Origin of the sequence: Chromobacterium sp. IRSSSOUMB001 (genome assembly GCF_023507765.1) — a bacterium.
GTDB classification, from domain to species: Bacteria; Pseudomonadota; Gammaproteobacteria; order Burkholderiales; family Chromobacteriaceae; genus Chromobacterium; species Chromobacterium haemolyticum.
The window spans coordinates 49,217-58,834 of the sequence record NZ_JALCYU010000022.1; the positions used below are offsets into that span (position 1 = coordinate 49,217).

General features: G+C 62.6%; 10 protein-coding genes. All 10 read left to right on the forward strand.

Annotated features, from left to right (window positions below; translation table 11 throughout):
- Positions 1–18 precede the first annotated feature (18 nt).
- The 10 genes from MOV80_RS21750 to MOV80_RS21795 all read left to right on the forward strand — a co-directional run bounded on the left by MOV80_RS21750 (position 19) and on the right by MOV80_RS21795 (position 9,519).
- Positions 19–1,197 (forward strand): flagellar hook-basal body complex protein, encoded by a 1,179-nt coding sequence (locus tag MOV80_RS21750; protein ID WP_249605482.1) that lies wholly within the window; start codon positions 19–21, stop codon positions 1,195–1,197.
- 16 nt (positions 1,198–1,213) lie between these two features.
- Entirely contained in the window at positions 1,214–1,945 is a 732-nt protein-coding gene (gene flgF / locus MOV80_RS21755; protein ID WP_249605483.1) for a flagellar basal body rod protein FlgF, read from the forward strand.
- A gap of 64 nt (positions 1,946–2,009) precedes the next feature.
- Positions 2,010–2,798, forward strand: coding sequence for a flagellar basal-body rod protein FlgG (gene flgG, locus MOV80_RS21760; protein ID WP_081575546.1), 789 nt, complete (start codon positions 2,010–2,012; stop codon positions 2,796–2,798).
- Positions 2,795–3,445 carry a flagellar basal body L-ring protein FlgH gene (gene flgH, locus MOV80_RS21765; RefSeq protein ID WP_249605484.1) on the forward strand — a complete coding sequence of 217 codons (651 nt, stop codon included), beginning with the start codon at positions 2,795–2,797 and terminating at the stop codon, positions 3,443–3,445. Before flgG ends, flgH begins: the two co-directional genes overlap by 4 nt.
- A gap of 119 nt (positions 3,446–3,564) precedes the next feature.
- Positions 3,565–4,665, forward strand: coding sequence for a flagellar basal body P-ring protein FlgI (locus tag MOV80_RS21770; protein WP_019102956.1), 1,101 nt, complete (start codon positions 3,565–3,567; stop codon positions 4,663–4,665).
- Positions 4,665–5,111 carry a hypothetical protein gene (locus tag MOV80_RS21775; RefSeq protein WP_019102957.1) on the forward strand — a complete coding sequence of 149 codons (447 nt, stop codon included), beginning with the start codon at positions 4,665–4,667 and terminating at the stop codon, positions 5,109–5,111. The genes MOV80_RS21770 and MOV80_RS21775 overlap by 1 nt, the downstream gene beginning before the upstream one ends.
- Before the next feature lie 8 nt (positions 5,112–5,119).
- Positions 5,120–6,487 carry a flagellar hook-associated protein FlgK gene (flgK, locus tag MOV80_RS21780; RefSeq protein WP_107732400.1) on the forward strand — a complete coding sequence of 456 codons (1,368 nt, stop codon included), beginning with the start codon at positions 5,120–5,122 and terminating at the stop codon, positions 6,485–6,487.
- A gap of 10 nt (positions 6,488–6,497) precedes the next feature.
- Positions 6,498–7,406: a flagellar hook-associated protein FlgL gene (flgL, locus tag MOV80_RS21785; protein WP_107732399.1), complete on the forward strand. Its 909-nt coding sequence runs from the start codon at positions 6,498–6,500 to the stop codon at positions 7,404–7,406.
- Positions 7,407–7,417: 11 nt separating this feature from the next.
- Positions 7,418–8,455 (forward strand): hypothetical protein, encoded by a 1,038-nt coding sequence (locus MOV80_RS21790; RefSeq protein ID WP_162897087.1) that lies wholly within the window; start codon positions 7,418–7,420, stop codon positions 8,453–8,455.
- Positions 8,456–8,613: 158 nt separating this feature from the next.
- A complete protein-coding gene (locus MOV80_RS21795; RefSeq protein WP_107732397.1) occupies positions 8,614–9,519 on the forward strand; it encodes an ion channel in 906 nt (301 codons plus the stop codon).
- The last annotated feature ends 99 nt before the right edge of the window (positions 9,520–9,618 follow it).

A 9,618-nucleotide genomic window follows, 5' to 3' on the forward strand; every position in this document is an offset into this window, starting at 1 on the left:
TAAAACTTTGGAGCGACCATGAGTTTCGACATTGCTTTGTCCGGCATCAACGCCGTCAACAACCAACTGGGCAATATCAGTAACAACATCGCCAACACCGGCACCTACGGCTTCAAGTCCAGCCGCACCAGTTTTTCCGCGGCCTACGCCGGCGCGCAGCCGATGGGAGTGGAAGTGGTCGGCCACAGTCAAAACATGGCGCGCAACGGCAACACCGTGCGCACCGGCCGCCCGTTGGACGCCGCCATCGACGGCCGCGGCTTCTTCGTCAGCCGCGACCTGAACGGCGGCATGGCTTATTCGCGAGTCGGCATCTTCACCGCGGACAAGGATGGTTACCTGGTGGACGGATTCAACCGTCGCGTGCAGGGCTACGGCAAGGCTGACGGCAACGCGCTGGGCGCCTTTGGCGACATCAAGATCCCCAACGGCAACATACCGGCCAAGGCCAGCGACAAGCTGCAATACGTCGGTAATATGTCGGCCGGTTGGAGTGTGCAGACCGTGCCGTTCGACAAGTCGCAGAACACCTTCAACAGCTCGGCGGTGTCCACGGTTTACGATTCCTTGGGCAACAAGCTCAACCTGACCCAGTACTTTTGCAAGACCGGGCCGAACACCATCACCGTGCACTATACGCTGGACGGCAAGGATCAGCCCACCACCGCAACGCTCACATTCGACACCGACGGCAAGCTGACCAGCCCCACCGCGCCGGTGGCGCTGAACCTGGGCACGCCTCCCGGCGCATCCCCGCTGGCTGTGAACCTCGATTACACCGGCACCACCCAGTTTGCCGGCGAAAGCAGCCAGACCCTGAACGCCAGCAACGGCTACGCGTCCGGCTCGATGACCGGCACCAGCCTGAACGACAACGGCGACGTGGTGGCGGCTTACAGCAATGGCCAGAAGCAGGTAGTGGGCACCTTGGCCATCGCCAACTTCCCTAACGAATCCGCGCTGCAAGCCACCTCGCAAACCAGCTGGGTGGAAACCGCCGGCTCCGGCACCGCGGTGTACTCGCGTCCGGGCGCAGGCCTGTCCGGCAATTTGCTGGCCTTCACCCTGGAGCAGTCCAATGTGGACATGACCTCCGAACTGGTGGACCTGATGACCGCGCAACGCAATTACCAGGCCAACACCAAGGTGATTTCCACCGAAAACCAAACCATCCAGGCGCTGATGCAGGCGGTGTAAGGCGGAGCAAGGATAAATGGACGCACTGATCTACACCGCGATGAGCGGCGCCGACCGCATGCTCAAGGCGCAGCAGATTCACGCCAACAACATCGCCAACGCCGAAACCGGCGGTTTCCGCGCCGACATCGGCGTCAGCACTAGTCAGACGGTGCCCGGCTACGGCTACGACGCCCGTCACCTGAGCCAGAACGGCGCCAATGCGGTGGATGTGCGCAGCGGCGCGGTGGTGGAGACCGGACGCGATCTGGACGTGGCGGTGAAGGGCGAGGGCTTTTTCGCCGTGCAGGGGCCGGACGGCAACGAGGCCTACACCCGCGCCGGCGCCATGGTGGCGGACGTGGACGGCAAGTTGAGCGTCAACGGCCATCCGGTGCTGGGCGACGGCGGGCAGATCACTTTGCCGCCGGACTACGTCAAGTTGCATGTGGGCAGCGACGGCGTGATCTCGGTATTGGCAGCCGGCGAAAGCGAAATGCTGCCCATAGACAAGCTCAAGCTGGTCAAGCCGCTGCCGCAGGACATCGCCAAGGACGCCAACGGCCTGGTGGTCAGCCGCCAGGGCGGCGTGCTGGCCGCCGACGATACCGTCAAGGTGCAGGGCGAGCATCTGGAGCGCAGCAATGTGTCCGCGGTGGAGGAGATGGTGGCCACCATGACGCTGAACCGCAATTTTGAAATGCAGATGCGCTTGTTCAACTCCGCCAGCGACATGGTGGAGGCGGGCAACCGTCTGGTGCGCGCCTGATCCGGCATTCCAATAACAGCGTCGCGGCCAAGGCCGACGGCGCAAACCATCGGGGAATCGAAACATGAATCCAGCAATGTGGGTGAGCAAGACCGGCATCCAGGCGCAGGACGCGCGTCTGACCGCCATCGCCAACAACCTCGCCAACGTCAACACCGTCGGCTTCAAGCGCGACCGCATGGTGTTCGAGGACCTGTTCTACCAAGTGGACCGTCAGCCGGGCGGCAAGACCGACCAAGACAACACTGCGCCGCTGGGCGTGCAGTTGGGTAACGGTACCCGCTTGGTGGGCACTCAGAAAGTGTTTACCTCGGGCACGCTGACTACTACCAATCAGTCCTTGGATCTGGCCATCGTCGGTCAGGGCTTTTTGCAAGTGAAAATGAGCAACGGCGAAACCGGCTACACCCGCGCCGGCCAACTGCAGCGCAACGACCAGGGCGCCATCGTCACTCCGCAGGGCCTGCCGCTGGAGCCGTCCATCACCATCCCGGCCGATGCCTCCTCGGTGACCATCAGCGAAACCGGAGCGGTCAGCTACACCCGCGGCAGCGGCAGCACATTGGAAACGGCCGGCCAGATCGAACTGGCCAGCTTCGTCAATCCGGCCGGCTTGTTGGCGCTGGGCGACAACCTGTTCCAGAAAACAGCCGCCAGCGGCGAAGCCACCACCGACGCGCCGGGCTCCGGCTCCTTGGGCAAGCTCAAGCAGGGTTCGCTGGAGGGCTCCAACGTCCAAGTGGTGGAGGAAATGGTGGACATGATCGCCGCGCAGCGCACTTACGAGATGAACACCAAGGTGTTGAGCGCCGCCGACAATATGATGCAGTACCTGGCACAGTCGGCACGATGAAGCTGCTGGCCCTGAGTTTGTCCGCGTTGCTGCTGGCCGGCTGCGCGCAGCCGATTCCGCCGCAGACCACGCAGGAATTCGCTTTGCCGGAACTGCTGCAGCAGCCGCAGCGCGGCAAGGGCGGCGGCGTGTTTACCGTGGCGGGCGCGCAATCGCTGACTTCGGACAGCCGGGCTTTCCGTCCCGGCGACGTGCTGACCGTGGTGTTGGAAGAAACCACTCAAGCCAGCAAGAAGGCCGGCACCAGCTTCGGCAAGAAATCCGGCGCCAACATCGCGCCGTCGCTGCTGGGCAATACCACCTTCCGCGCGCAAGTGGGCGTGGACGCCGGCCGCGACTTCAACGGCTCGTCCACTTCCACCCAGCAGAACATGTTGTCCGGCGCACTGACCGTAGTCGTGCACAAGGTGCTGGGCAACGGTCTGCTGGAGGTGAAGGGCGAAAAGCAGCTGGTGCTGAACCAGGGCGAGGAATTCCTGCGTCTGGCCGGCTATGTGCGGGTGGAAGACATAGACACCGACAACCGCGTGTCCTCGCTGCGCATCGCCAACGCCCGCATCAGCTATTCCGGGCGCGGAGCCTTGTCGGACGCCAACGAGCCTGGCTGGTTGATGAAGTTCTTCGCCAGCCCGCTGATGCCGTTCTGAGCGGCGGGGCGGCGAGGAGTCCGGGCGGGACAACAGGCGGGCGCTGACAGGCGTCCGCCGTTCGCGTATGCGGCCCTCGGGTCGAGTATGCGCAATCACAGAATCATTCAGGGCGGATCATGCACGGTTTTATCAAGCAAATAACGGGATGGACGCTGCTGCTGGCGGCGACGCTGGCGACGGCGCAGCCCTTGCGCAATCTGGTGACGGTGGAGGGTATCCGCGAAAACCAGTTGATCGGCTACGGCATCGTGGTGGGTCTGGACGGCACCGGCGACAACTCCCAGGTCAAATTCTCCGGCCAATCCGTGGCCAATATGCTCAAGCAGTTCGGCCTGAAAATGCCGGAACGTACCGATACCAAGGTCAAGAACGTGGCGGCGGTGATGGTTAGCGCCAGCCTGCCGCCGGGCTATGGGCGCGGCCAGACCATAGACGTCACCGTATCCTCGCTAGGCGACGCCAAGAGCCTGCGCGGCGGCACCTTGCTGCTCACCCAACTGAAGGCGGCCAACGGTGAAATCTACGCCTTGGCCCAGGGCAATGTGGTGGTGGGCGGCGTGTCCGCCCAGGGCAAGAGCGGTTCCAGCGTCACCGTCAACACGCCCACCTCCGGCCGCGTCCCCAACGGCGCGTCGATCGAGCGCGAAATTCCCAGCGATTTCGAAGAAGGCGACAGCGTGCGTCTCAGCCTGCGCCGGCCTAATTTCGAAACCGCCACCAATATCGTCAAGGCTATCAACGCCAGCTTTGGCCGGGTGGCCAGCACGCGCAACGCCACCACCATCCAGGTGCGCGCGCCGCTGGATCCCACCGAGCGCGTCGCCTTCGTCGCGCGGCTGGAACGAGTGAACGTCGGCGTGGGCAGCGAAGTGCCGCGAGTGGTGTTCAACTCGCGTACCGGCACCGTGGTGATCAGCCAGGGCGTCACCGTGCGTCCGGCGGCAGTGTCCCACGGCAGCCTGCGCGTGGTGATCTCGGAAAACCCCAGCGTCAGCCAGCCCGGACCATTCAGCAACGGCCAGACCACGACCGTCCCCAATTCCACCGTCAACGTGGACCAAGGCTCCGGCCGCATGTTCCAGTGGCCGGCCGGCGCCAGCCTGCGTGCCATCATCGACACCGTGAACAGCACCGGCGCTACGCCGGACGACATCATGGCGATACTGCAGGCGCTGGATCAGGCCGGCGCGATCGACGGCGAACTGGTGGTGATCTGATGGAAAGCCAAAACATACACGCCACGCTGGCGATGCCGGCCGACGCCAAGGACGAGCCGGCGGTGCAGCCGGCTTCGCCGGAGTACCGCCGCAAGGCCGGCGCCGCGGCGGAGCAGTTCGAGGCCCAATTTGTCCGCGAGATGTTCAAGCAGATCCGCAAGACCACGCGCGAAATCGCCGGCGAAGACAGCATCTTCGCCAATTCCATCAACGGCGACATGATGGATTTCGCCGACGGCGCGGTGGCGGACCAGTTGGCCAAGCAGCGGGTGTTCGGCGTGGCCAACGCCATCCTGCGCCAGTTGTTGCCGGATCAGGATGGCAATATTCACCTTAAGAACGTCGACGCGCCGGTCGCAAGCGATAAACAGACCCCCGGCCCGCTGCCGGACGCGCAGGGCCTGGCCGCTTTCGCGCCGCCCCTGCTGCCGCTGAATAAAAGGTAAGAACCGCCATGCGCATGATAGACAACGCGCTGACCGGCGCCGTCGCCTCCCAGGCCGCGCTGAACGCCGTCAGCCAGAACATCGCCAACCAGATGACCCCGGGCTACTCGCGTCAGGGCGTGGTCTTGACCGCGCTGATGCCCGGCAGCGGCGACCCATACAGCGCCGGCTCCGGCGTGGTGGTCAACGCGGTGCGCCGCTTCAACGACGACTTCAAAAACCTGCAGCTGTGGCAGGCGGCGTCCAGCCAGGGCGAGCTGGTGGCGCAGAATCCCTACTTCGGCCAGTTGGAGCAAGTGATGGGCCGCGACGGCAGCAGCCTGTCCGCCGGCTTTGATCAGTTCTTCCAGGCGCTCAGCGCCGCCAGTCTGTCCGGCGACGCGATGCGCGATCCGGTGATCCGCAGCGCCGAAGCGCTGGCGCAGCGTTTCAACAACCTGGACAAAGTGTTCGGCTCGCAACTGGCGGCCATCGCCGAGCAACGCTCCGCCACGGTCACCCAGATCAACAGTTCAACGTCCAATATCGCCGATCTCAACGCCAAGATCGCGGCCGGCAAGGCCGTCGGCACCAATACCTCCGGTTTGGAGGATGAGCGCGACCGGCAGATAGACGCATTGTCCACCCTGGTGGAAGTGCGAGTGGTGTCGCAGCCGGACGGCGGCAAAAACGTCAGCCTTAAGACCGGTCTGCCGCTGGTGGCGGACACCCAGGCGGCTACGTTGAGCAATACCAGTCAGCCGGACGGCAGCCAAGTGCTGACGCTGAACTTCTCCAAGGACAAATACACGCTGGCCGGCGACGGTCTCGGCGGCCAGTTGGGCGGGCTGAATCAATACGAGCTTCAGACGGTGCGTCCGATGCGCGCCCAGGTGAAGACCCTGGCCAGCGAAGTGGCTCAGCGCATCAACGACCAGTTGGCGCTGGGCTACGACAGCAACGGCCAACCGGGCAAGCCGTTGTTCGTCTACGACGCTTCCGGCGTCAACGGCATTCTGAAAACCAGCGGCATCACCTCCGCCGAATTAGGCTTCTCCGGCGATCCGGCCAAGCCCGGCGACAATAGCAACTTGCTGGCGGTCATTGGACTGCAACAGCAAAAGATCACCATGCCCGGCGTCGGCGCAGTCACCATCGGAGACGCTTACTCGCAAATGGTGGGCAAGTTGGCGGTTAGCAGCAAACAGAACAAATCCGGTCTGGAAAGCGCCAAGGTGATTCGCGCCGAAGCGGAAAAGAGTTGGCACAACACTAGCGGCGTCAATCGCGATGAAGAGGCGATGAACCTGCTGGAGTTCCAGAAAATGTACCAGGCCAATATGAAGGTGATCAGCGTGGCGAACCAGCTGTTCGAAAGCACCTTGTCCATCTTGTAAGGAAGACAGCATGCGCGTTTCCAGCAATCAATACCTGTCCACCATGCAATTGGCGATGCAGACCAGCAACTCCGCGCTGGCCGAGTTGCTGCAGCGCATGTCCAGCGGCGATCGGCTGTTGGCGCCGTCGGACGACCCCATCGCCAGCGTGCGCCTGTTGCGTTTGCAGCGCGAAGAAGCCGCGCTGGACCAGTACCAGCAAAACATCGGCGCGCTCAGTTCCGCGCTGTCCAAGAACGAATCCATCCTGGATAGCATCAGCCTGGACATCCGCGACGCCAAGGACCTGCTGACCGCGGCCGCCAACAACCCGCCGGTGGACGACCTCAAGGCGATGGCGACGCCGCTGCGCAGCCTGCGCGAAAGCCTGTTCTACTCCGCCAACACCAAGGACGCCGAAGGCCGCTACATGTTCTCCGGCTCCAAGCCGGCGGTGGCCGCCCTTGCTTATGACGCGGCTCAGCCGGCGGGCAGTCGCTACAGCTTCACCGGCAACACGGATAAGCAGCAAGTGGTGGTGGGCGACGGCATTACCCAGGCTTCCAACGTCACCCTGGAAAACATGGCCGACATCCTCAATCAGCTGGACAAAACCATAGGCCGGCTGGAAGACCCCGCGCTGGACAATAAGGATCCGACCGTCGCCGCCGACATCCGCAGCGCGATGAACGCCAGCGACAAGGCGCTGGAAGGCATCTCCAGTAAGATCGCTCAATTGGGTGGCACGCAGAACATCATGAAAACGCTGGCTCTCAATCACGATAACGTCAGCCTTTCCAATAAGCAGACCATGACCAAATTGGGCAGCCTGGACTACGCCGACGCCTTCATTCAAATGAACGGCTACACCATGGCGTTGCAAGCCAGCCAAAAAGCCTATGGCCGCGTCAGCCAGTTGTCTCTGTTTGACGTGATTTGATCGAGAGCGGCATGAACACCCCGATTTCCTCCGTCAACGTCAAACAAAGCGGCAAACGCTGGGGCAAGGACGCCGGCGCGGTCGCCGCCGCCAGCGTGATTGAACGCGCGCCTGCGTCGCAGGCGCAACCGGCCGCGCAAGTGCGCGGCGCGCCGGCCTCGGGGTGGCGCTATAGCGCTCAGCTCAACGAGCAACTGACCTCGGCGCAGCAGGCATTGTCCTTTGTCGATGGTCTGATCGATCAGCTGGAAGGCGTTAAGTCCGGGCTAAGCCGCGAACTGACTCAGCGCCAGCTGAATCAAGGCGATCTGCAGCGCCAGTTGGAGCAACTCAACGAACAGTGGTGCAAGCGCCAGACCGTTAGCGGCGGCAGCCTGGATGGACAGTTGCGTTTCCATCTAGCCGCCGACGCGCGCCAGAGCTTCACCGTCAAAGGCTTGGAACTGGCGGCCTTGTCCGGCGGGCAAGTGGAAACCCTGGTGTTCTCCACCGGAGAGTCCGGCGTAGCCCCGGCCTCGGTGCAAGTGGGCGGAGCGTCCGGCGAAGAAGATATTCTGCGCCGCTTCAATCGCGGTCTCGCCGCCAGCGGCGTGCGCGCTGAGATGAATGAAGACGGGCAATTGGCGTTCAGCGTGCCGGAATCGCAATGGGGAGCGCTCAGTGAGCGCATGTCCGTGCGCGGCGGGGGCATCCGTTTCCCCGGCGGCATTCCGCAGCGGCTTAAGCTGCAGCCCGAGGCCGAGGCTTTTCAGCCGGAGCGCTGGAAGGTAAACGATCACGCCCAAGTACGTCAGGCTTTGCAAAGCGTGGTGCGCTCCATCGGTCAACTGCAGCAAACCCGAGCGGCCATCAATGGCGCGATCGCAGAGGCGCAACACTCCATCGAGCAGTTGTCGCATATGAATGAACAGAGCTGGGCTAGTCAGTTCGTTTCCGACTTCAACGCCCGTCTGAATCAGCCGGATGGATATCGCAACTTCTATGAGTTGGTGCCGGCCCTGATCGGCGTCAGCCGCTACCGGGTTGTGTCCCTGTTGTCGCTGAGCTAGGGGAGCGTTTCATGTCCGCCGCGCTTGGCAATATATAGAAGCGATGCCCGGTGGACTGCGCGCGTTCCAAGGGCGCCGACGATTGCCGGGGGCATTGACTCCGGTTCGTGATCTTCACACAATCAGCCATTCCCACCTCAAGAACGGGTTGGCCATTCATGACTTCCCGCGGTAACAAGCCGGCTCGGCGCGTAGAGGTAGGGGGCCGCAGCGTCTATCTTCACAGCGTGCCCCGCCACTCCCTGCAAGACCTCTACCATTTCTGCATGACCATCAGCTGGCCGCGCTTCTATCTTTTCATCGCCGCTGCTTTCATCGCGCTGAATCTATTGTTCGCCGGCCTCTACCAGGCGAAGGCGGGCGGCATCGCTAATCAATATCCGCCGGGTTTCCTTGGCGCCTTCTTCTTTAGTGTCGAAACGCTGGCCACGGTGGGCTACGGCGATATGCACCCGCAAAGCCTGTACGCCCACTGGGTTTCGATGCTGGAAATCTTCATCGGCATGATGAGCATCGCGCTGATCACCGGCGTCACCTTCGCCCGCTTTTCGCGGCCCAGGGCGCGTATCGTTTTTACCCATAGCCCAGTTGTGCGCTTGTTGGACGGCAAACCCGCGCTGATGCTACGCGCGGCCAATGCCAGAAATAATGTGATCATCGACGCCAGCGCCCGCTTGCGCTTGTTGCAGCATGAAGTCAGCGCAGAAGGCGTGAGCTTCCGCAAGCTTCATGACTTGGAACTGGTGCGCGACCAGCATCCTATGTTCGTGCTCGGCTGGACGCTGGTGCACAAGCTGGAGGAGGGGAGTCCCTTATATGGGCACGACGCCGAATCGTTGGCAGCTGTTCGCGCGCAGCTGATTCTGTCCATCAACGGGATCGACGAAACTACCGTGCAACCGATGGTGGCGCGCCATACCTTTTCGCATCAGGACATCCGCTGGAACCATGCTTTCGCCGATCTGATCTATACCGACGCCGAAGAAAACGACCATGTCGACTACCAGAAACTGCAGGAAGTGAGGCCGCTGCCGTCGGCTTCCGACCGGTTCGGCGCAGGCTGAGCGCTTGCAGTTGTTGGCAGTGTTATTGAGATTCAATGGCTTAGCTGAAAGTAGTGGTTTTTTGTGCAGAAAGGTGTTGACGGGTGTGGGGGCGTGCAG